Source organism: Streptomyces boncukensis, from assembly GCF_011045075.1.
Classification (GTDB): domain Bacteria; phylum Actinomycetota; class Actinomycetes; order Streptomycetales; family Streptomycetaceae; genus Streptomyces; species Streptomyces boncukensis.
Window position 1 is genome coordinate 1 of record NZ_JAAKZZ010000026.1, and the last position, 19,753, is coordinate 19,753.

At 73.2% G+C, this 19,753-nt stretch carries 19 protein-coding genes; 8 read left to right on the top strand and 11 right to left on the bottom strand.

From position 1 onward, the window contains the following. On the top strand, window positions 1–1,434 hold a 1,434-nt coding region (locus G5C65_RS04570), incomplete at its 5' end, for an MFS transporter (protein WP_165297299.1). Window positions 1,435–1,550: 116 nt separating this feature from the next. On the opposite strand, the gene G5C65_RS04575 is transcribed toward G5C65_RS04570, so the two are convergent. Further along, complete coding sequence (locus tag G5C65_RS04575; RefSeq protein ID WP_165297300.1) at window positions 1,551–2,933, bottom strand: glycine--tRNA ligase; 1,383 nt, start codon at window positions 2,931–2,933, stop codon at window positions 1,551–1,553. A 222-nt stretch (window positions 2,934–3,155) separates the two neighbouring features. Between G5C65_RS04575 and G5C65_RS04580 the strand changes: the two genes are divergently transcribed. The 4 genes from G5C65_RS04580 (at window position 3,156) to G5C65_RS04595 (ending at window position 6,448) form a co-directional block, all read left to right on the top strand. Further along, complete coding sequence (locus G5C65_RS04580) at window positions 3,156–4,184, top strand: metal ABC transporter substrate-binding protein (protein WP_165297301.1); 1,029 nt, start codon at window positions 3,156–3,158, stop codon at window positions 4,182–4,184. 34 nt (window positions 4,185–4,218) lie between these two features. Further along, a complete protein-coding gene (locus G5C65_RS04585) occupies window positions 4,219–5,031 on the top strand; it encodes a metal ABC transporter ATP-binding protein (protein ID WP_165297302.1) in 813 nt (270 codons plus the stop codon). Continuing rightward, a complete protein-coding gene (locus G5C65_RS04590) occupies window positions 5,028–5,936 on the top strand; it encodes a metal ABC transporter permease (protein WP_165297303.1) in 909 nt (302 codons plus the stop codon). Before G5C65_RS04585 ends, G5C65_RS04590 begins: the two co-directional genes overlap by 4 nt. Before the next feature lie 95 nt (window positions 5,937–6,031). Further along, on the top strand, window positions 6,032–6,448 hold the full coding sequence (locus tag G5C65_RS04595; protein ID WP_165297304.1) for a transcriptional repressor: 417 nt from the start codon (window positions 6,032–6,034) through the stop codon (window positions 6,446–6,448). A gap of 37 nt (window positions 6,449–6,485) precedes the next feature. Here the strand turns inward: G5C65_RS04595 and G5C65_RS04600 are convergent, their stop codons facing one another. After that, window positions 6,486–7,301 carry a TetR/AcrR family transcriptional regulator gene (locus tag G5C65_RS04600; RefSeq protein WP_165297305.1) on the bottom strand — a complete coding sequence of 272 codons (816 nt, stop codon included), beginning with the start codon at window positions 7,299–7,301 and terminating at the stop codon, window positions 6,486–6,488. A 74-nt stretch (window positions 7,302–7,375) separates the two neighbouring features. On the opposite strand from G5C65_RS04600, the gene G5C65_RS04605 reads away from it, so the two are divergent. Beyond that, entirely contained in the window at window positions 7,376–8,317 is a 942-nt protein-coding gene (locus tag G5C65_RS04605) for an ATP-binding cassette domain-containing protein (protein WP_165297306.1), read from the top strand. Beyond that, window positions 8,310–9,056, top strand: a complete 747-nt coding sequence (locus G5C65_RS04610; RefSeq protein WP_165297307.1) for an ABC transporter permease — start codon at window positions 8,310–8,312, stop codon at window positions 9,054–9,056. Before G5C65_RS04605 ends, G5C65_RS04610 begins: the two co-directional genes overlap by 8 nt. Before the next feature lie 9 nt (window positions 9,057–9,065). On the opposite strand, the gene G5C65_RS04615 is transcribed toward G5C65_RS04610, so the two are convergent. From G5C65_RS04615 to G5C65_RS04630, 4 genes are all read right to left on the bottom strand, one after another. Continuing rightward, on the bottom strand, window positions 9,066–9,893 hold the full coding sequence (locus G5C65_RS04615) for an isoprenyl transferase (protein ID WP_165297308.1): 828 nt from the start codon (window positions 9,891–9,893) through the stop codon (window positions 9,066–9,068). A 63-nt stretch (window positions 9,894–9,956) separates the two neighbouring features. Continuing rightward, window positions 9,957–10,715, bottom strand: coding sequence for a DNA repair protein RecO (recO, locus tag G5C65_RS04620; RefSeq protein ID WP_165297309.1), 759 nt, complete (start codon window positions 10,713–10,715; stop codon window positions 9,957–9,959). A gap of 104 nt (window positions 10,716–10,819) precedes the next feature. Further along, entirely contained in the window at window positions 10,820–11,722 is a 903-nt protein-coding gene (gene ligD, locus G5C65_RS04625) for a non-homologous end-joining DNA ligase (RefSeq protein WP_165297310.1), read from the bottom strand. Window positions 11,723–11,736: 14 nt separating this feature from the next. Then, window positions 11,737–12,273, bottom strand: a complete 537-nt coding sequence (locus G5C65_RS04630) for a type 1 glutamine amidotransferase domain-containing protein (RefSeq protein ID WP_165297311.1) — start codon at window positions 12,271–12,273, stop codon at window positions 11,737–11,739. Window positions 12,274–12,572: 299 nt separating this feature from the next. On the opposite strand from G5C65_RS04630, the gene G5C65_RS04635 reads away from it, so the two are divergent. Beyond that, window positions 12,573–13,214 (top strand): DNA polymerase ligase N-terminal domain-containing protein, encoded by a 642-nt coding sequence (locus tag G5C65_RS04635; RefSeq protein ID WP_165297312.1) that lies wholly within the window; start codon window positions 12,573–12,575, stop codon window positions 13,212–13,214. 15 nt (window positions 13,215–13,229) lie between these two features. Here the strand turns inward: G5C65_RS04635 and G5C65_RS04640 are convergent, their stop codons facing one another. From G5C65_RS04640 to G5C65_RS04660, 5 genes are all read right to left on the bottom strand, one after another. Next, complete coding sequence (locus G5C65_RS04640) at window positions 13,230–13,913, bottom strand: response regulator (RefSeq protein WP_165297313.1); 684 nt, start codon at window positions 13,911–13,913, stop codon at window positions 13,230–13,232. Further along, window positions 13,910–15,223 carry a sensor histidine kinase gene (locus G5C65_RS04645; RefSeq protein ID WP_165297314.1) on the bottom strand — a complete coding sequence of 438 codons (1,314 nt, stop codon included), beginning with the start codon at window positions 15,221–15,223 and terminating at the stop codon, window positions 13,910–13,912. Before G5C65_RS04645 ends, G5C65_RS04640 begins: the two co-directional genes overlap by 4 nt. A 71-nt stretch (window positions 15,224–15,294) precedes the next feature. Then, a complete protein-coding gene (locus tag G5C65_RS04650) occupies window positions 15,295–17,325 on the bottom strand; it encodes an MMPL family transporter (RefSeq protein ID WP_165297325.1) in 2,031 nt (676 codons plus the stop codon). Between the two features lie 252 nt (window positions 17,326–17,577). After that, on the bottom strand, window positions 17,578–18,945 hold the full coding sequence (locus tag G5C65_RS04655) for a GH1 family beta-glucosidase (RefSeq protein ID WP_165297315.1): 1,368 nt from the start codon (window positions 18,943–18,945) through the stop codon (window positions 17,578–17,580). Window positions 18,946–19,050: 105 nt separating this feature from the next. After that, window positions 19,051–19,701, bottom strand: coding sequence for a TerB family tellurite resistance protein (locus tag G5C65_RS04660; protein WP_165297316.1), 651 nt, complete (start codon window positions 19,699–19,701; stop codon window positions 19,051–19,053). Between the last annotated feature and the right edge of the window lie 52 nt (window positions 19,702–19,753).

Here is a 19,753-nt window from a genome sequence, read left to right on the forward strand (position 1 = left end):
CACCCGGCCCGTCCGGCCCGTCCGAATCCCCGTGCCCCCCTTCCGGCAGCGCTGACTCCGCTCGGCCTGTTCACCGTGCTGCTCGGCGCGGCGCTGCCCATGGTGGACTTCTTCATCGTCAACGTCGCCTTCCCGAGCATCCAGCGGGATCTGGACGCCTCCCCCGCCCTGCTGGAGATGGTCGTCGCGAGCTACGCCGTCGCCTACGCGGCCCTCCTGGTGCTCGGCGGGCGCCTCGGCGACACCTACGGCCGGCGGCGGCTCTTCCTGTGGGGCGTGGCCGGCTTCGGCGTCACCTCGCTCGCCTGCGGGCTCGCGCCGGACGCGTGGACGCTGATCCTCGCGCGGCTCGCCCAGGGCGCCGCCTCCGCGATGATGCTGCCGCAGGTGCTGGCCACCATCCACGCCACCACCGAGGGCGCGCGGCGCCACCGCGCCATCGGCCTGTACGGCTCGGTCGGCGGCATCTCCATGGTGCTGGGCCAGGTGCTGGGCGGGATGCTCGTCGCGGCCGACATTGCGGGCTCCGGCTGGCGCGCGATCTTCCTGGTGAACGTGCCCGTCGTGCTGCTGGGGCTGCTGCTGGGCGCCCGGAGCGTGCCGGACAGCCGCTCGGACCGGCCCGCGCGGGGCGACCTGGCCGGCACCGTACTGCTGACCGCGGCGCTGGCGGCGCTGCTGCTGCCGCTCACGGAGGGGCGGGCCGCCGGCTGGCCGCTGTGGGCGGTGGCGCTGCTCGTCGCCGCGCCGTTCCTCGGCTGGGCCTTCTTCGCGACGGAGGCGCGCTCGGAGCGGTCGGGCGGCAGCCCGCTGCTGCCGCCTTCGCTGCTGCGCGAACCGGGCGTGCGGCGCGGCGTACTGGCCGGGCTGCCCATGTTCCTGGGGTTCAGCGCCTTCATGTTCGAGATCGCCCTGGTGCTGCAGCAGGGGCTGCGCTTCGGCCCGATGCAGGCCGGGCTGGTGCTGGTCCCGCTGGGGCTGGCCCAGTTCACGGCGTCCTTCCTGGCCTCCCGGGTCACGGAGCGCTTCGGCCCCGGGCGGGTGCTCGTCCTCAGCGCCGCCGTCCAGGGCACCGGTCTGGCTCTGCTCGCGCTCGCCGCGCTGGCCTGGTGGCCCGGCCTGTCCTGGACGGGGTTCGCGCCCGGCCTCGTGCTGTGCGGCATCGGCCAGGGGTTCCAGCTGTCCACGTACTTCCGGCTGGTGCTGTCCTCCGTCCCCGCCTCCCACGCGGGCGCCGGCAGCGGGCTCGCCGGTACGACCCAGCAGTCGTGCCTCGCACTGGGCGTGGCCACGCTCGGCTCGCTCTTCCTCGCCCTGATCCCGTCGGTGGGCATCCGGGACGCGCTCGTGATCGCGCTGGGCGTGCAGACCGCCGGGCTGGTGGGACTGGCGGCGGTCGGACTCCGGGTGCAGGGCGCGCGGGACACCCGGTGACGCGGCCGTACGCGGCGTACGCCGCGTACGGCCGCGTACGCGAAAGGCCCGGTCCCCGTCGGTACGGAATCCGACGGGGACCGGGCCCGCTGGGCGTGTGGGGGCGCCGTGTGGCCTCAGCAGCCGATCAGGCGGCCTGCCAGGTAGCCCTCGATCTGGTCCAGCGACACCCGCTCCTGCTTCATCGTGTCGCGCTCACGGACCGTGACGGCGTTGTCGTCGAGGGTGTCGAAGTCGACGGTGACGCAGAAGGGCGTGCCGATCTCGTCCTGGCGGCGGTAGCGGCGGCCGATGGCGCCGGCGTCGTCGAAGTCGATGTTCCAGTGCTTGCGCAGCGTCTCGGAGAGGCCGCGCGCCTTCGGGGACAGCTTCTCGTTCCGGGACAGCGGCAGCACGGCGACCTTGACCGGCGAGAGGCGCGGGTCGAGGCGCATCACGGTGCGCTTCTCCATCTTGCCCTTGGCGTTGGGCGCCTCGTCCTCGACGTAGGCGTCGAGCATGAAGGCGAGCATGGCGCGGTTCACGCCGGCCGCCGGCTCGATCACATACGGCACCCAGCGCTCGCCGGCCTCCTGGTCGAAGTAGGACAGGTCCTGGCCGGACGCCTTGGAGTGGGCGGTGAGGTCGAAGTCCGTGCGGTTGGCGACGCCCTCCAGCTCGGAGAACTCGGTGCCGCCGAAGTTGAAGCGGTACTCGATGTCGGCGGTGCGCTTGGAGTAGTGGGAGAGCTTCTCCTGGGGGTGCTCGTACCACCGGATGTTCTCCTCGCGGATGCCGAGGTCCCGGTACCAGGCCCAGCGCTGGTCCATCCAGTACTGGTGCCATTCCTCGTCCTCGCCCGGCTTGACGAAGAACTCCATCTCCATCTGCTCGAACTCGCGGGTGCGGAAGATGAAGTTGCCCGGCGTGATCTCGTTCCGGAACGACTTGCCCGTCTGGGCGATGCCGAACGGCGGCTTCTTGCGCGAGGTCTGCTGGACGGCGGCGAAGTTGGTGAAGATGCCCTGCGCGGTCTCGGGGCGCAGATAGGCGACCGAGCCGGAGTCCTGGGTGGGGCCGAGGTGGGTGGCCAGCAGGCCGGAGAACTGCTTGGGCTCGGTGAAGCCGCCCTTGTTGCCGCAGTGCGGGCAGTTGATGTCGGCCAGTCCGTTCGCCGGCTCGCGGCCGTGCTTGGCCTCGTACGCCTCGATCAGGTGGTCGGCCCGGAAGCGCTTGTGGCACGAGGTGCACTCGGTGAGCGGATCGGTGAAGGTGGAGACATGGCCCGACGCCTCCCAGACCTCGGGGGCCAGGATGACCGACGAGTCGATACCGACGACGTCGTCGCGCGAGGTGACCATGGAGCGCCACCACTGGCGCTTGATGTTCTCCTTGAGCTCCACGCCGAGCGGCCCGTAGTCCCAGGCGGCCCGCTGGCCGCCGTAGATCTCGCTGCACGGGTAGACGAAGCCACGGCGCTTGCTCAGGCTGACGATGGTGTCGATCTTGTCGGCGGCCACGGTGCTCTCTTCATTAACGACGACGGAATACCTCACATTACTGGGACCGGAGGGGGGTGGATCAAATCGGTTCGGGGATCCGCCAAGATCGGCCGGGGGTCCGGGGGTTGCCCCCGGGGTACCGCAGTAAATCGGCTGCCTGTCAAGGGAGATCCCTACTCCGCTCACACAGCGCAAGGCTTTAGTTGACAATCGTTTCCATCTTCGGTGAAAATGAGTGTCATGAACACTCGTCAACGTCCTCGTCGCCCCCGCCGGCTCATACGCACCACCGCCGCCGCCGGCGCGCTCGGCCTCGGCGCCCTCGGCCTGGCGGCCTGCGGCAGCGACTCCGGCTCCGACGACGGCACGGTGCGGGTGGCCGCGTCCTTCTACCCCATGGAGTTCCTCGTCCAGCAGATCGGCGGCGACCATGTGAGCGTCGACAACCTCACCAAGCCCGGCATCGAGCCGCACGATCTCGAACTCAGCCCGAAGCAGACCGGCGAGCTGAGCAAGGCCGACATGATCGTCTACCTCAAGGGCCTGCAGCCCGCCGTCGACGAGGCGGTCGGGCAGTCCGGCGTCAAGAACATCGCGGAGGCCGGCTCCTTCACCACGCTGGAGAAGCACGGGACGGACGTGCACGGCGAGGACGACCACGGGGACGGCGACGACCACGACGACCACGGCGACCACGACGACCACGGCGGGGGCGACGCGCACGAGGGCCACGACCACGGCGACGGCTCCGCCGAGGACCCGCACATCTGGCTCGACCCGGTGCGCTACGCGCAGGTCGCCAAGGGCGTCGGCAAGACGCTGGAGAAGGCCGACCCCGACCACAAGGCGGCGTACCGGAAGAACACCGCGAAGCTGGTGAAGCGGCTGGAGACGCTGAACGACGACTTCAAGAGCGGCCTCGCGGGCAAGAAGTCCGACACCTTCGTGACCACCCACGCGGCCTTCGGCTACCTCGCGGAGCGCTACGGCCTGCACGAGGAGGCCGTCAACGGCATCGACCCGGAGTCCGAGCCCAGCGCGGCCCGGATGAAGGCCCTGCACAAGGTCACCGAGGAGGACGGCGTCGACACCGTCTTCTTCGAGGACAACGCGAGCGACAAGACGGCCAGGACGCTCGCGAAGGACCTGCGGCTCAAGACCGCGGTGCTCAGCCCGCTGGAGAGCGTGAAGGACCCTGCGAGCGAGGACTACTTCTCCCTTATGCGGCAGAATCTCACCGCTCTGCAGACCGCCCTCGGCGCGAAGTGAGCACACGGCGGGACACGCGAGAAAGAAGGCATCCATGGGCCAGTACGACGGAGACCCCGTCATAGCCCTGCGCGGCGCCACCGCGGCACTCGGCGCGCGCCAGGTGCTGCGCGGCATCGATCTGACCGTGCGGCGCGGGGAGACCGTCGCGCTGCTCGGGGCCAACGGCTCGGGCAAGTCCACCACGGTCCGCGCCGTGCTGAACCAGGTTCCGCTGACCGGCGGGGAGCTGGAGCTGTTCGGCACGCCGCTGGCGCGCTTCAGCGCATGGCAGCGGATCGGCTACGTACCGCAGCGCTCCACGGCCGCCTCCGGGGTGCCCGCGACCGTGCGCGAGGTGGTGGCGTCCGGGCGGCTGGGGCGGCGCCGGTTCCGGCCGCTGGGCCGCGAGGACCGGGCCGCGGTGCGCGGGGCGCTGGAACTCGTCGGGCTGGCTCCCCTGGCGCGGGAGCCGGTCGACGCGCTCTCCGGCGGCCAGCACCAGCGCGTGCTGATCGCCCGCGCGCTGGCCGGTGAGCCGGAGCTGCTGGTCATGGACGAGCCGCTGGCGGGCGTGGACCTCGCGAGCCAGCGCGTGCTCGCACACACCCTGCGCGAACAGGTCGCGCGGGGCTGCTCCGTGCTGCTGGTGCTGCACGAGCTGGGCCCGCTCGCGCCGCTGATCGACCGCGCCGTGGTGCTGCGGGACGGCCGGGTCGAGCGGATCGAGAACCCGGACCGGCTGCACGATCTGGCCTGCCACCCGCACGGCAGCGAGCCGGTGGGCGGGTCGGACGCGGCGCTCCGGATCGAGACGGGGAAGGTGGGGCTCGCCGCGGGCGAGGCGGACTCGGAGGCACGGGTATGACCGAGATGCTCGACTACGCGTTCATGCAGCGCGCGCTGCTGGCCGCGCTGCTCGTCGGGATCACGGCGCCCGCCGTGGGCATCTATCTCGTCCAGCGCCGCCAGGCGGTCATGGGTGACGGCATCGGCCATGTCGCGCTGACCGGTGTCGCGCTCGGCTTCCTGCTGAGCACCAACCCGGTGTGGATGGCCGTGCTGGTCGCGTGCCTGGGCGCGGTCGCGATGGAGGTCGTCCGCTGGTACGGGAAGGCACGCGGCGACCTGGCGCTGGCGATGCTCTTCTACGGCGGCATGGCCGGCGGCGTCATGATCATCAATCTGGCGCCGAACGGCTCCAACGCCAACCTCACCACCTATCTGTTCGGCTCCATCACCACGGTCTCGGACTCGGACCTCACCGCCATCACCTGGCTGTCCGTCTTCGTGCTGGCGGTCTCGCTGGGCCTGCGGCGGCAGCTGTTCGCGGTCTGCCAGGACGAGGAGTTCGCACAGGTGACGGGGCTGCCGGTGCGGCTGCTCAACCTGCTGCTGGCCGTCACGGCGGCGGTGACCGTGACCGTCGCGATGCGGGTGGTCGGGCTGCTGCTGGTCAGCGCGCTGATGGTGATCCCGGTGGCCGCGGCGCAGCAGCTGACCCGGGGCTTCGCCGCCACGCTCGGGCTCTCGGTGGGGCTCGGGGTGCTGGTGACGCTCTCCGGCACCACCCTCTCCTACCACGCGGACGTTCCGCCGGGTGCGAGCATCGTGGTGCTGGCCATCGGACTGTTCGCTCTCGTCACGGTGCTCGCCGCGCCGTTGGCCAAGCACAGGGCGCGGTCTGTCGCGCGAGGGGAGACAGAGGGCACCCTGGGACACAGCGAGGGCTCGGACCGGGCAGCGGCCACCCACCGCACCACCAGGGTGTGATGACCGGTGTAATGACCGCTCCACGGGAGTGCCTGGCACAATGGGCCCGCAGTGCATATGACGCCCAGAGAGCCGACGAACGAAGGAGCCAGCGCGTGACCACCGCAGGTCCCCCTGTACGCGGCCGGTCCACCCGGCAGCGCGCCGCCGTCTCGGCGGCTCTCGCCGAGGTGGAGGAGTTCCGCAGCGCGCAGGAGCTGCATGACATGCTCAAGCATCGCGGAGACTCGGTCGGGCTGACCACGGTCTACCGCACCCTCCAGTCCCTCGCCGACGCGGGCGAGGTGGATGTGCTGCGCACGGACGAGGGCGAGGCCGTCTACCGCCGGTGCCACAGTGACGACCACCACCACCATCTGGTGTGCCGGTCGTGCGGGAAGGCGGTCGAGGTCGAGGGCCCGGCGGTCGAGAAGTGGGCCGAGTCGATCGCGACCGAACACGGGTTCGTGGATGTGGGGCACACCATCGAGATCTTCGGCACCTGCGGGGAGTGTGCGGCGGCACGGCGGTGAGGGGCTGCCCCTGACCGTCCGCCGCGGAGGGCGCGCGCTACCCGCCCTCCCCCGCGACGAGGACCGCGACGCCGTCCAGGGTGCGGGCCAGGCCGAAGTCGAAGGAGGTGCCCGGCTCCTCGTCCGCCTCCCCCCGCTCCACCTCCCCGGACTCCAGCAGCTCGGTGATCGCGGGGAACCGCCGGGAGTCCGTCAGCCGCTCCAGCAGGAGCCAGTAGCGGTCCTCCATGTCGGCCCACGCCGTGCCGCTCTGCCGGTTCGCCTCGGCCATGTCCGTGAACAGCTGCATATGGTTGCGCACGAACCCGCTGAGCAGCGCCAGCACCCCCAGCCGCTCCTCGCCGGGGAGCCGTGTGCCGCGCAGATACGTCAGCGCCTGCTCCATCCACTCGACGTTGCGCGGTGACAGCGGCGGGGTGCTGATCGGGATGCGCAGCAGCCAGGGGCGCCGCTCGTAGACGGCGCCGAGCGACCGCGCCCAGTGTTCGAGCCCGGCGCGCCAGCCGTCCTCGGCGGGCGGGCCCGGCGGGGGCGGGCCGATCGCCGCGTCCTCCATCAGGATCAGCAGCTCGTCCTTGCCCGCCACATAGCGGTACAGCCCCATCGTCGAGGCGCCGGCCTCCGCCGCGACACGGCTCATGGAGACGGCCCCGAGCCCCTCGGTGTCCGCGAGGGCGACCGCCGCCGCCACGATCCGGCGGACGTCGAGGACGCGCGCCGGGCCCCGTGACGGGCGCTCCCGCAGCCCCCACGCGGTCTCGACCCCCGGCGGCAGCCCGGTGTCCGCCTGCTCCCGCTGCGCGCGCTCCTCCACCTGCTCCCGGTCTCCCCGCCCCGCTCGCCGTTCCGCCATGGTCCACCTTTCCCTCGCAATGCGTATAACATACGCACTAGCGCGTACGCGATACGCAATGAGGAGGGGCAACCATGGATTCCACACCGGCGGAGGGCTGGGCGATCGAGGCCCGCGGCCTGCGCAAGCGGTACGGCGCCGTCCGGGTGCTCGACGGGCTCGACCTGCGGGTGCGGCCCGGCAGCGTCTGCGCGCTGCTCGGGCCGAACGGCGCGGGCAAAACGACCGCCGTGCGCATCCTCACGACGCTCACCGCGCCCGATGCGGGCCGGGCCCGGGTCGCGGGCCACGACGTCGTCACGGCGCGCTCCCGGGTGCGCCGCGCCGTCAGCCTCACCGGCCAGTACGCCGCGCTGGACGAGGAGCAGACCGGCGAGGAGAACCTGCGCATGATGGGGCGGCTGCGCGGCCTGCCCCGGCGGCAGGCGGCCCGGCGCGCGGCCGAGCTGCTGGAGCGCTTCGGCCTGACGGACGCCGGGCGGCGCCGCGTCGTCACGTACTCGGGCGGGATGCGCCGCCGGCTGGACATCGCGGCGGGGCTCACCCGGGACCCCGAGGTGGTGTTCCTGGACGAGCCGACCACCGGGCTCGACCCGCGCAGCCGCCGCACGATGTGGGAGGTGGTCGCGTCCCTGGCGGAGTCCGGGGTGACCGTCTTCCTCACCACGCAGTATCTGGAGGAGGCCGACCAGCTCGCCCACCAGGTCGCCGTGCTCGACAGGGGGCGGCTGATCGCGGAGGGCGCCCCGGAGGAGCTGAAGCGGCGGGTCGCGGCCCGGCGTCTGGATCTGACGCTGGTCGACCGGCACGCGTACGAGGCGGTGCACGCGCGGGTCGTCGGCGGCGCGCTGCACGCCTCCCCCGGTGAGCTGCTGCTGAGCGTCCCCACCGACGGCAGCGCGGCCCATGTGCGGGCGCTGCTGGACGAACTGGACCCCGCCCGGGTGGAGATCGCGCGCTTCACCGTGCAGGGCGCCACCCTCGACGATGTGTTCCTGGAGCTGACCCATGAGTGACTACGCGGTGCTCGCCGCCCGTTCGATCCGGCTGAGCAGGCGCAACCTGGACGCGGTCATCGTCTCGCTGGCGCTGCCCGTGCTGCTGATGCTGGTCTTCGTCTACTTCTTCGGCGGCGCGATCGAGTCGGGCACCGGGACGTATGTGACGTATGTGGCGCCCGGTGTGCTGATCCTGTGCGCCGGATACGGCGCCTCGATGACGGCGACCACCGTCACCGGGGACATGACCACCGGCATCGTCGACCGCTTCCGCTCCATGGACACCAAGGGCACGGCCCTGCTGGCGGGCCATGTGGCCGCGAGCACGGTGCGCAACGCGGCAGCGACGGCCGCGGTGCTCGCGGTGGCCTTCGCCGTCGGCTTCCGGCCGCGCGCGGACGTCCCGCAGTGGCTGGCCGCCATCGGGATCCTGCTGCTGTACGTCGTCGCGCTGTCCTGGCTTTCGGCGGTCGCCGGGCTGCTCGCCACCTCCCCCGAGGCGGCGGGCGGGTTCACGTTCTTCGTGCTGTTCCTGCCCTACCCCAGCAGCGCGTTCGTGCCGATCGACACCATGCCCGGATGGCTGCACGGCTTCGCCGAGCACCAGCCCGTCACCCCGGTGATCGAGTCCATGCGGGCGCTGCTGCTGGACCAGCCCGCCGGGTCGGCGCCCTGGCGGGCGCTCGCGTGGTGCGCGGGGCTGCTCGCCCTGGCGGTACCGGCGTGCGCGCTGCTCTTCCGGCGCCGCACCCGGTGATCCGGCGGCTCAGCCCTGCGCGGCCTCCTCGTCCGGCTGGGCCCCGCCGAAGCGGCGGTCGCGCCGGGCGTACTCCAGGCAGGCCCGCCACAGGTCGCGCCGGTCGAAGTCCGGCCACAGCACGTCCTGGTACACCATCTCCGCGTAGGCGCTCTGCCAGATCAGGTAGTTGGAGGTGCGCTGCTCGCCGGAGGGGCGCAGGAACAGGTCCACGTCCGGCATGTCGCGGTAGTAGAGATACCGCGCGAAGGTCTTCTCGTTGACCTTGGACGGGTCCAGCCGTCCGGCGCGCACGTCCTCCGCTATGGCCCGCGCGGCGTCGGTGATCTCCGCCCGGCCGCCGTAGTTCACACAGAAGTAGAGCGTCATGGCGTCGTTGCGCCGGGTCTGCTCCTGGGCGACCTGCAGCTCCTGCACCACCGACTTCCACAGCTTCGGCATCCGGCCCACCCAGCGGATCCGGATGCCGAGCGCGTCCATCTCGTCGCGGCGGCGGCGGATCACCTCGCGGTTGAAGTTCATCAGGAAGCGCACCTCCTCCGGGGAGCGCTTCCAGTTCTCGGTGGAGAACGCGTAGAGGGAGAGGTTCTTGACGCCCATCTCCAGACAGCCCTTGAGGACGTCCATCACGACGGCCTCGCCCACCTTGTGGCCCTCCGTACGCGGCAGGCCGCGCTGCTTCGCCCAACGGCCGTTGCCGTCCATGACGATCGCCACATGGTTCGGGACCAGCTCGCCGGGGATCTTCGGCGGGCGGGCCCCGGAGGGGTGGGGTTCGGGCGCTGCATACTCGGGGTACTCGCGCTGCGGCCAGGACAGCATTCCGCGGCGTGCCATCTGCGTGACTCAACTCCAGTGTGCGTGCCGAACGTGTTCTCTTGCGGCGGGACCCGGTCGAGCCTAGCGGCTCGGGCCCTGCCGCACGTATCTGAGGGAGCGCAGCCCGCGCTCCAGATGCCAGTGCAGATACGCCGAGACCAGCCCGGAGCCCTCCCGGCAGTGCCGGGGCTCGGCGGCGTCCGCGGTCGCCCAGTCGCCCGTCAGCAGCGCGCCCAGCAGCCGGAGCGCCCCCGGCGAGGGCACGACGCTGCCGGGGACGCGGCAGTCGCCGCACACCGCGCCGCCGGAGGCCACCGAGAAGAACCGGTTCGGGCCGGGGAGCCCGCACCGCGCGCAGTCCTCGAAGCTGGGCGCGTAGCCGCCCATCGCGAGGGAGCGCAGCAGGAAGGCGTCGAGGACCAGCCCCGGTCCGTGCTCACCGGAGGCGAGGGTGCGCAGACCTCCGACGAGCAGCAGATACTGCTGGACGTTCGGCTCGCCCTCGTGGTCGGTGAACCGCTCGGCGGTCTCCAGCATGGCCGTGCCGGCGGTGTAGCGGTCGTAGTCCGCGATGATGCCCTGGCCGTACGGGGCGATGGTCTCCGTCTGGGTGCACAGCGGCAGGCCGCGGCCCACCAAGTCGCTGCCGCGGGCGAAGAACTGCACGTCGACATGGCTGAACGGCTCCAGCCGGGCCCCGAACTTCGACTTGGTGCGGCGTACGCCGCGGGCCACGGCGCGCACGCGCCCGTGACCGCGAGTGAGCAGGCTGATGATGCGGTCCGCCTCGCCCAGCTTCTGGGTACGGAGCACGATGCCGTCATCGCGGAACAGCGTCATCGCCCCACCGCCCCGCGCCCCGGCCGGGGGTACGGGGGTCGCCCCCCGGAAGAACACAGCATGGGCTCATTCTCTCCCACCCTGCGCCCGGCGGGGCCCCGGGATCAGCGCAGGGCGTCCAGCCTGCGCTGGGCCGCGCCCAGCGAGCGCCGGTACCGGCCCGGCCGGGCCCACGGATCGCCCTCGTCCGCCAGCCGGTCCGGGACGGTGCGCAGCGTCCAGTGCCGCGGGCCCACGGATGCGTCCGCCAGCTCCTCCCACCGCAGCGGTGTCGCCACCGGCGCGTGCGGGCGGGCCCGGACCGCGTAGGGGGCGACGCCCGTCTGCGCGTACGCGTTCCGCTGGGTGTCGAGGTACAGCCGGCCGCGGCGCTTGTCCTTGCGCGGCTCGGTGGTGAGGCGGTCCGGGTGCTGCCCGGCCAGCTCGTCCGCGACGTCGCGCGCGAAGGAGCGCACCGCGTCGAAGTCCTCGGACCGGTCGAGCGGCAGCATCACGTGCAGCCCCCGGGACCCGGTGGTCATCACCAGCGGCTGGAGGCCGATCTCGGCCAGCAGGTCCCGGAGCGTGAACGCGGTCCAGCGCACGAGGCCGAAGTCGGAGTCCGGCGGGTCGAGGTCGAAGACGAGCCGGTCCGGATGGTCCGGCCGGTCCGCGCGGCTGAGCCAGGGGTGCAGGGTGATCGCGGCCTGGTTCGCGAGGTAGGCCAGCGTGGCCGCGTTGTCGCACAGCGGCATCGTCAGGCTGCCGTCCTCCTTCGCCACCTCGACCCGGCGGATCCACTCCGGGAAGTGTTCGGGCATCTGCTTGCGGAAGAACGACTCGCCCTCGTGCCCGTCCGGGTAGCACTCCAGGGTGAGCGGCCGGCCGCGCAGGTGCGGCAGCATCGCGCGGGCGACCGCGCGGTAGTAGTCCACGAGGTCCGCCTTGGTGAGGCCGTCCTCCGGGAAGAGCTCCTTGTCCGGCTTGGTCACCCTGACCCGGTCGGCCTTCGGCGCGGCGGCGGTCATGCGCCCGTCACCTCTCAGGACGTCGCGAACGCGTCGAGCATCGCCTCGTCGAACGCCTTCAGATCGTCCGGCTTGCGGCTGGTGACGAGCGTGTTCGGACCGGCGGTGCAGACCTTGACCTGCTCGTCGACCCAGGTGCCGCCGGCGTTGTGGATGTCGGTCCGCAGACTCGGCCACGAGGTCAGCGTGCGGCCGCGGACCACATCGGCCTCGACGAGCATCCACAGCGCGTGGCAGATCGCCGCGACCGGCTTGCCCGCCTCGAAGAACGCCTTGACGAATCCGACGGCCCGCGGACTCAGCCGCAGCGCGTCGGGGTTGGCCACGCCGCCGGGCAGCACCAGGCCGTCGAAGTCGTCCACCGCCGCCTGGTCGACGGTCAGGTCGACCGGGAAGCTGTCGCCCCGGTCCAGGTGGTGGAAGGCGCGGATCTCCCCGGGGCGGGTGGAGACCAGCCGAGGAGTCTGCCCGGCCCGGACGACTGCCGTCCACGGATCGGTCAGCTCGATCTGTTCGACGCCCTCGGGCGCTGCGAGGAATGCGATGGGCATGGCTTCCCTCACCTCTCTTCTCAGCGTGTGCGGTACCGCCGAGCCCTCTCGCACCAGTGTGCGACGCACAGGGTGCGCAACGCAGGCGCAGCGCGGGCCCGACTACCCGGCGTGACCGCATGGACCGCTCCGGGTACCCCGGCCGGAGGGCCCGACACATGGCGCAGCGCGGAGTGGGCGCGGCGATGCGGGGCACTCGCCGGTGCCGGTCGCCGGTGCCGGGCATCGGCGCGATCCTGGAGGGGACACGGACGGCACGGCACGGCACTCCAGCGCGATACGGCACTCCGGAGGAACCCATGTCCACCGGCTCCGCCACGGGCGGCAAGGACCCCCTGCGCACGTACCGGAGCAAGCGGCGCTTCGGCACCACCACCGAACCCGAGGGCCGCGAAGAGAGCGAAAGCGGAGCGAGCGGCGGGGAGAGGGGCGGGGAGTCCCGGTTCGTCGTACAGATCCACGACGCGACCACGCTCCACTTCGACTTCCGGCTGGAGGTCGAGGGGGTGCTGAAGTCGTGGTCGGTGCCCAAGGGCCCGTCCACCGATCCGCACGACAAGAGGCTGGCCATGCCCACCGAGGACCACCCGCTCGCGTACCGCACCTTCGAGGGCGTGATCCCCGAGGGCGAGTACGGCGCGGGCCCGGTGATCGTGTGGGACACGGGCGGCTACGAGCCGCTGAAGCGGGACTTCCCCGGGGCGCTGGACCGGGGCCATGTCTCCTTCGCGCTGCACGGCTCGAAGCTGCACGGCGCGTGGGCCCTCACCCGCTTCCGCGACGGCGGGGACGGCGAGCGCGAGGCGTGGCTGCTGGTGAAGGAGAACGACGGCCGCGCCGGCCGCAGGCACGGCACCCCCGATCCGCTGCGCGCCCGCTCGGCGCTCAGCGGCCGGACGCTGCGCCAGGTCGCGGACGCGGGCGGCCCGGCGCCGCCCTGAGCCCCCCGGGGCTTCTCACTGGGCGCCCGGGGTCACCAGGCCGGACTCGTACGCCGAGATGACCAGCTGGGCGCGGTCCCGTGCGGCGAGCTTCCCCATGACCCGGCTCACATGGGTCTTCGCCGTCAGCGGCGAGAGCGCGAGCGACTCCGCGATCTCCGCGTTGTTCAGCCCGCGCGCGACCAGCGCGAGCACCTGCCGCTCGCGGTCCGAGAGCGTCTGGAGCCGCGCGTCGCCGGGCGGCGTGGGCGCGTCCGGCGACCGCAGCACCCGGGCGATCAGGCGTGAGGTGGGGCCCGGGGACAGCAGCGCCTCGCCCGCCGAGACCGTACGGATCGCCTCCAGCAGCTCGGCCGGTTTGGTGTCCTTCACCAGGAAGCCCGAGGCTCCGGCGCGCAGCGCCTCCACCACGTGCTCGTCGGTGTCGTACGTCGTCAGGACCAGCACCCGGGTCCCGCCCAGCGCCGCGTCCGCCGCGATCCGGCGGGTGGCCTCGATGCCGTCCAGGTCCGGCATCCGGATGTCCATCACGACGAGGTCGGCCCGGGACTCGCGGGTGAGCGCCACCGCCTCCCGGCCCGTCCCGGCCTCGCCGACCACGGACATGTCAGGTGCCGACTCCACGAGCATGGCGAAGGCGGAGCGCACCAGTGTCTGGTCGTCGGCCAGGACGACGCGGATGGACGGCGTGTCCGTCATGTCGGTACCTCTCGGGGAGCGGGGGCAACGGGAACAGCGGAAGCGAGGGGGATCCGGGCGAGCACCTGGAAGCCGGGCGGGGCCGGCCCGGCCTCCACGGTGCCGCCCACGCTGCGGGCGCGTTCGCGCATGCCGACCAGGCCGAAGCCGCCGCGCTCCGGCGTACGGTCCGCGGGGGCCGGCGCCGTCCCGGTCCTCCCCGCGCCGTCCCCGGAGTCCCCGGCTCCGGGGCCGGCGCCGTCGGGGTTCTCTCTCCCGGCGCCGTCGTCCCGTACGCATATCCGCAGCAGTCCGTGCTCCGCGGACACGGCGGCCTCGATCCGCACCTCGGGGCCCGCGTGCCGTACGGCGTTGGTGAACGCCTCCTGCACGATGCGGTACGCCGCCGCGCCCACGGCGGGCGGCGGCGCGGCGGCCAGCGCGGAGTCGCGCACGGTCAGTTCGACGTGCGCCCCCGCGCCCCGGGCGGCGCGCGCCAGGTCCGCGAGCCCGGAGAGGCCGGGCAGCGGGCCGTGCGCCTCCGACTCGTCGCCGCGCAGCACCTCCAGCGTGGTGCGCAGCTCCGCGCGGGCGTCCCGGCAGGTGTCGGAGATGCCGTCGAGCGCCTTGGCGACGGCCTCCCGGTCCAGCCGCTCCGGGTCCGCGACGAGCACATGCGCGGCGACCGAGGTCTGCACGCCGATCAGGGTGATGCTGTGCGCGAGCAGGTCGTGCAGATCGCGGGCGATCCGCAGCCGCTCCTGCGCGACGCGCCGCGCCGCCTCCTCCTCCCGGGTGCGCTCGGCCCGCTCGGCCCGCTCGACGATGGCACCGACGTAGTTGCGGTGGATGCGGACGCTCTCGCCGATGAGGACGCAGACGAACAGCCAGCCGGACGTCCGCAGCATCTCGGCCAGCGCGTGCTGGTTGCCCCGGCCGAGCATGATCACCGACATGATGCCGATGATCACGCCGATCGTCAGGAACGAGCGCAGCGGCGGACCGGCTGCGGCCATGAAGTACAGCGCGATCAGGGCACTGGGTACGGCGGCGGTGTGCGCGAAGTCCAGCGAGTGGTACGGGGCGACGAGCGCCAGCACCGCCAGCACCGCCAGCCAGGGCGCGCGGCGCAGCAGCACCAGCGCGAAGGCGCTGGCGGTGAGCAGGGTCCAGCCCAGCGCGTCGGGGGTGCGCCCGTCGCCTGCCGGTGCCGCCAGCGCGGCCACGGTCTGGACGACCGCCACCGCGGCGGCCACCGCGATGTCCCGCCGGGCGATTCCGGGCGGGCGGCGCGCGGCCGAAGCGGCGGCCGCGGGCGGTTTCTTCGGCATCTGCACTGTCCTATCGTGCGGCACGCGGCGGCACGCGGCGGCGGGAGGGGCCGCAGCGTGCCCGGCGTCACTCAGCCCGTGCGGTCCCGGAACAGCCTGCCCGGCCACCAGATCCAGCGGCGCAGCAGCATACTGGCGGAGGTCACCAGGTAGGTCCGCACCAGGAAGGTGTCCAGCAGCACCCCGACCGCTATGACGAAGCCGAGCTCGGCCATCAGCACCATCGGCATCGACGCCAGCACACAGAACGTGGCGGCCAGCACGATGCCGGCGGAGGCGATCACCCCGCCCGTCGTCCGCAGCGCGTCCAGCGCGGCCCGGGGCACGGCCTTCCCGCCCAGCGACTCCTCGCGCATCCGGTGCATCAGGAAGATGCCGTAGTCGACGCCGAGCGCGACGAGGAAGACGAACGACAGCAGCGGAATGGCCGGATCCAGCCCCTCGAAGCCCAGTACGGGCTCGAAGACCAGTCCGCCCAGCCCCATCGCGGCGCCCCAGGAGGCGACGACGGCCACCACGAGGACGAGCGGCGCCGTCAGGCTCCGCAGCAGCGCGATGAGGACCAGCAGCACGGCGCCCAGCACCAGCGGGATCACCACGCGGCGGTCGGAGGCGTTCGTGTCGGACAGGTCGAGCTGTTCGGCGCTGGGCCCGCCGACGTACGCCTCGGCCCCGTCGAGCGCGTCCAGTTCGCCGCGCAGCGCGCGGATGGTGTCCAGCTCTCCCGGCGACTCGGGCTTGTCCCGGGCGAAGACGCTGAGCTCGGTCCAGCCGCCCCCGCTGCGGCCCCGCTCGACGCGTGCGACACCGTCCGTGGCGTCGGCCGTGCGCTGCGCCCGCTCCGCCTCCGGGGTCCGCGTCAGCACGGTGATCGGCTGGCTGCTCTGCTGAGGGAACGCCTTCTCGACGGCCCGCAGCGCGGTGACCGACTCCGGTGTGCTGGTGAACGTGTCCTCCTGCCGCAGGTCCCCGGGGAGCGCGGCGGAGCCCACTGCGAGCCCGCCCAGCAGCAGGACGCCGGACAGCAGCACCGTCACCGGGCGGCGGCCCGCCGAGGTGCCCATGACGGCGAACAGCGAGCGCCGCGCGGAGGGTTCACTGCCGAACGCCGGGACGAGCGGCCAGAACACCCGGCGCCCCAGCAGCACGAGCAGCGCGGGCAGCAGCGTGGTCATCGCCGCCAGGGCGCACACGACGCCGATGGCGCCGACCGGGCCGAGCGCGCTGCTGCTGTTCAGGTCGGCCGCCAGCAGGCACAGCAGCCCGGCCGCCACGGTCCCGCTGGAGGCGAGGATCGCGGGCCCGCAGCCGCGCAGCGCGGTCAGCATCGCCTCGTACGGCCGTTCGTGGCGGCGCAGTTCCTCACGGTAGCGGGCGACGAGCAGCAGCGCGTAGTCCGTGCCGGCGCCGAAGATCAGCACCGTCATCACGGAGGTGTTCATGGTGCTGACGGTGAGGTCGAGCGCCTGGACGAGCCCGTAGACCACGGCCATCGCGGAGAGCGCCGCGGCGCCGACGACGGTCAGCGGGACGAGCCACAGCACGGGGCTGCGGTAGGTGAGGATGAGCAGCACCGCGACGACCGCCGCGGTGCCCAGCATCAGGGTGCCGTCGACGGATTCGAAGATCTCGTCCATGTCGGACTGCAGCGCCCCGGGGCCGCCGACCCACACGCTCAGCCCCTCGGGCGGCGCGGGGCCGCCGCCCGCGCCGCCGCCGTCCAGCCGGTCGCGGATGTCGTGCACGGCGTCCGAGCGCTGCTCCTCGTCCAGTCCGGTGAGGGAGACGGCGGTGAGCAGCGTGCTGCCGTCCTCGGAGGGAACGGTGCGCGGCGGGCCGCCGCTGTGCCGGTACGCCCCGGCCACCTCGCGCGCCTGGTCGCGGGCCACGCCGCGGTCGGCCGCCGTGAGCCCGCCGTCGCGGTGGTGCACCAGGAGGAGGTCCGTGCTGCCGCCGCCCGGCAGCTTGTCGGTCAGCTCCTGGACGCGGGTGGAGTCGGCGCTGGCCGGGAGGTAGTCGACGGGCTCGTCGCGGGTGACGCCGCTCAGTTTGCCGCCGAACGGGACGGCGAGCAGCAGGACCACCACCCACAGCCCGAGCATGGCCCAGGGCACGGTGCGGCGTGGTCTCCTCGCCCTGCCGGGCGGGGCGGCGGACGGCTTGTCCGTCGTCACAACGGGCCCCATACGAGCCCCCTTCTCTGGTCGCGAATCTCCGGTCGCGACCAGAGTCCCGCCCCGCGGGGCCCACTTCGTCGCTCGCTGGGCCGAACTGGCGGTTACCGCCCGGGGTGTGGCCGGCCGCCCGGTGCTCCCCCCGGTGTACTCCCCGGGGAGGCGCGCACCCGGTCCGGGTCAGCCCCGCCGCTGGGCCCGCAGCGCCTCCCGCAGCCAGCGGTAGGAGTCCCTGGGGGTGCGCGCCAGCGTCGCGTAGTCGACGTGCACGAGGCCGAAGCGCCAGCCGTAGCCCTCGGCCCACTCGAAGTTGTCCAGCAGCGACCAGACGAAGTAGCCGCGTACGTCGAGGCCCTCGGCCAGCGCCGTGTGCAGCTGGCGCAGATGGGCGTCGAGGAAGGCGATCCGGCGGGCGTCAGCGGTGTGCTCCGGGTACGCGCAGCCGTTCTCGGTGATCAGGACGGGCGGGAGCCGGTCGCCGTAGCGGTCGCGCAGGGTGCGCAGGGTCTCGGGGAGGCCCTCGGGGACGACGGCCCAGTTGCTGCCGGTGCGCTCGCGGCCGGGTATCTCGCGGATGCCGAAGGGGAGTTCGGCGGGCATGCCGATCCCCGCGAACTCGCCCGCCTGCTCCAGCGGGTCGGGGGCGCCGACCAGGGCGGGCTGGTAGTAGTTGACGCCGTAGAAGTCCAGCGGCTGCGCGATGGTCTTCAGGTCCTCCGCGACGGGGCCCGGCAGCATGGCGGCCAGGCCCTCGTCCGGGTAGCGGCCGAGCAGCGGGGGCTCGGCGAACAGCCGGTTGGTGAGGACGTCGTACAGCTCCGCCGCGCCGGTGTCCTCGGCGCTCGCGGAGAGCGGCCAGACCGGGCCGTGCGAGTTGGTGAGGCCGAGCGAGCGCACCCCGCGCGCCCGCAGCGCCTGTGCGGCCAGCCCGTGCCCGAGCAGCTGGTGGTGGGCGGCGGGCAGGGCGTCGAACAGCAGCCGCCTGCCGGGGGCGTGCTCGCCCAGCCCGTAGCCGAGGAGGGTGACCTCGGCGGGCTCGTTGAGGGTGATCCAGTGGCCCACGCGGTCGCCCAGCCGGGCCGCGACGGCGTCGGCGTAGTCCGCGAAGAGCCACGCCGTGTCGCGGGACAGCCAGCCGCCGTCCCGCTCCTCGACGGGCAGCGGCGTATCCCAGTGGTAGAGGGTGACGACGGGGGTGACGCCCGCCTCGGCGAGGGCGTCGACGAGGCGGTCGTAGAAGTCCAGCCCCGCCGCGTTGAGTTCGCCGCCGCCGGAGGGGAAGACCCGCGGCCAGGCCACGGAGAAGCGGTACGCGCCGACGCCGAGGTCCCGCAGCAGCGCCAGGTCCTCGCGCCAGCGGTGGTAGTGGTCCGTGGCGGTACGGGCGGTGCCGCCGTCCCGGATCCGGCCGGGTTCTGCGGTGAACATGTCCCAGCCGGCGGGGCCGCGGCCGTCCTCGTCCACGGCGCCCTCGATCTGGAACGCGGAGGTGGCCACCCCCCAGAGAAACCCGTCCGGAAAGCGCGGGAGCGATGTCGGGTCCGTCATGACGGGACCCCATCAATGCGGGAGAAACGGTGTCAACACCCGTATCTCCCCTGCCCCGTACTAGTGCCGCGACCGGAAAGGTGCACCGCCTCGCGCCACCCGGCACTACGACGGCATCCGGGCCTCGGCGAGCAACCGGTCCACGTCACCCGCACCGATCTCCAGGGCCCGCCCGACAGCGGCCAGGACCTCCCGCTCCTCCGCCCCGTACGCCCCGTCGGCCAGCGCGATGCGCGCCCCCTGGAGCAGCAGGCTCTCCCGCCCCGGGACGGCGAGGTGCGGGGCCAGCGGGGCCAGCGTCTCGTGCAGCTCGATCTCCAGGCACACCCGCCCGTCCGCCGTGAGGGCCGCGAGCAGCGCCGTCAGCTCCTCCTCGCCGCAGTCCGGGAAGCCGGCGCCCCGCACCGCCTCGACGGCCGCCTCGCGGGCGGCGCGCGCCTGGGTGCCGCCCGCCGCCAGCACGGCGAGCACCACGCTGTGCACGGCCTCGCGGAGCATCGCGGACAGCCGGGTGGTGGTGGGGTGATCGAGGCAGTCGGGCGTGAAGTGGCTGCCGCAGCCGCCGCACTCGACGACGGGGCCCGCCGCGCCGCGGGGCAGCAGCGGGACACCCAGGAGCACAAAGCGGCGGCGGCCGCTGCGGAGGCGGTAGCGGCGGTCCCCGCCGCAGGCGGCGCAGAAGAAGTCGCCGTCGTCGACGGTGCGCCAGCTGGTGCGGACGCCCGCCGGACGGACGCGGCGCATTCGTGGGTGCATCGCACCGCACCTCCATCAGCATCACGATTCGGCATCGTCGCCGGTGACGTGA

Coding starts and splice junctions, on each gene's coding strand:
- G5C65_RS04600 (WP_165297305.1), bottom strand. CDS start 7,301: ATGGCGGAACGGCGAGCGGGGCGGGGAGACCGGGAGCAGGTGGAGGAG.
- G5C65_RS04580 (WP_165297301.1), top strand. CDS start 3,156: ATGAACACTCGTCAACGTCCTCGTCGCCCCCGCCGGCTCATACGCACC.
- ligD (WP_165297310.1), bottom strand. CDS start 11,722: ATGACCGCCGCCGCGCCGAAGGCCGACCGGGTCAGGGTGACCAAGCCG.
- G5C65_RS04610 (WP_165297307.1), top strand. CDS start 8,310: ATGAGTGACTACGCGGTGCTCGCCGCCCGTTCGATCCGGCTGAGCAGG.
- G5C65_RS04645 (WP_165297314.1), bottom strand. CDS start 15,223: ATGCCGAAGAAACCGCCCGCGGCCGCCGCTTCGGCCGCGCGCCGCCCG.
- G5C65_RS04660 (WP_165297316.1), bottom strand. CDS start 19,701: ATGCACCCACGAATGCGCCGCGTCCGTCCGGCGGGCGTCCGCACCAGC.
- recO (WP_165297309.1), bottom strand. CDS start 10,715: ATGACGCTGTTCCGCGATGACGGCATCGTGCTCCGTACCCAGAAGCTG.
- G5C65_RS04630 (WP_165297311.1), bottom strand. CDS start 12,273: ATGCCCATCGCATTCCTCGCAGCGCCCGAGGGCGTCGAACAGATCGAG.
- G5C65_RS04615 (WP_165297308.1), bottom strand. CDS start 9,893: ATGGCACGCCGCGGAATGCTGTCCTGGCCGCAGCGCGAGTACCCCGAG.
- G5C65_RS04635 (WP_165297312.1), top strand. CDS start 12,573: ATGTCCACCGGCTCCGCCACGGGCGGCAAGGACCCCCTGCGCACGTAC.
- G5C65_RS04650 (WP_165297325.1), bottom strand. CDS start 17,325: ATGCTCGGGCTGTGGGTGGTGGTCCTGCTGCTCGCCGTCCCGTTCGGC.
- G5C65_RS04640 (WP_165297313.1), bottom strand. CDS start 13,913: ATGACGGACACGCCGTCCATCCGCGTCGTCCTGGCCGACGACCAGACA.
- G5C65_RS04605 (WP_165297306.1), top strand. CDS start 7,376: ATGGATTCCACACCGGCGGAGGGCTGGGCGATCGAGGCCCGCGGCCTG.
- G5C65_RS04655 (WP_165297315.1), bottom strand. CDS start 18,945: ATGACGGACCCGACATCGCTCCCGCGCTTTCCGGACGGGTTTCTCTGG.
- G5C65_RS04585 (WP_165297302.1), top strand. CDS start 4,219: ATGGGCCAGTACGACGGAGACCCCGTCATAGCCCTGCGCGGCGCCACC.
- G5C65_RS04590 (WP_165297303.1), top strand. CDS start 5,028: ATGACCGAGATGCTCGACTACGCGTTCATGCAGCGCGCGCTGCTGGCC.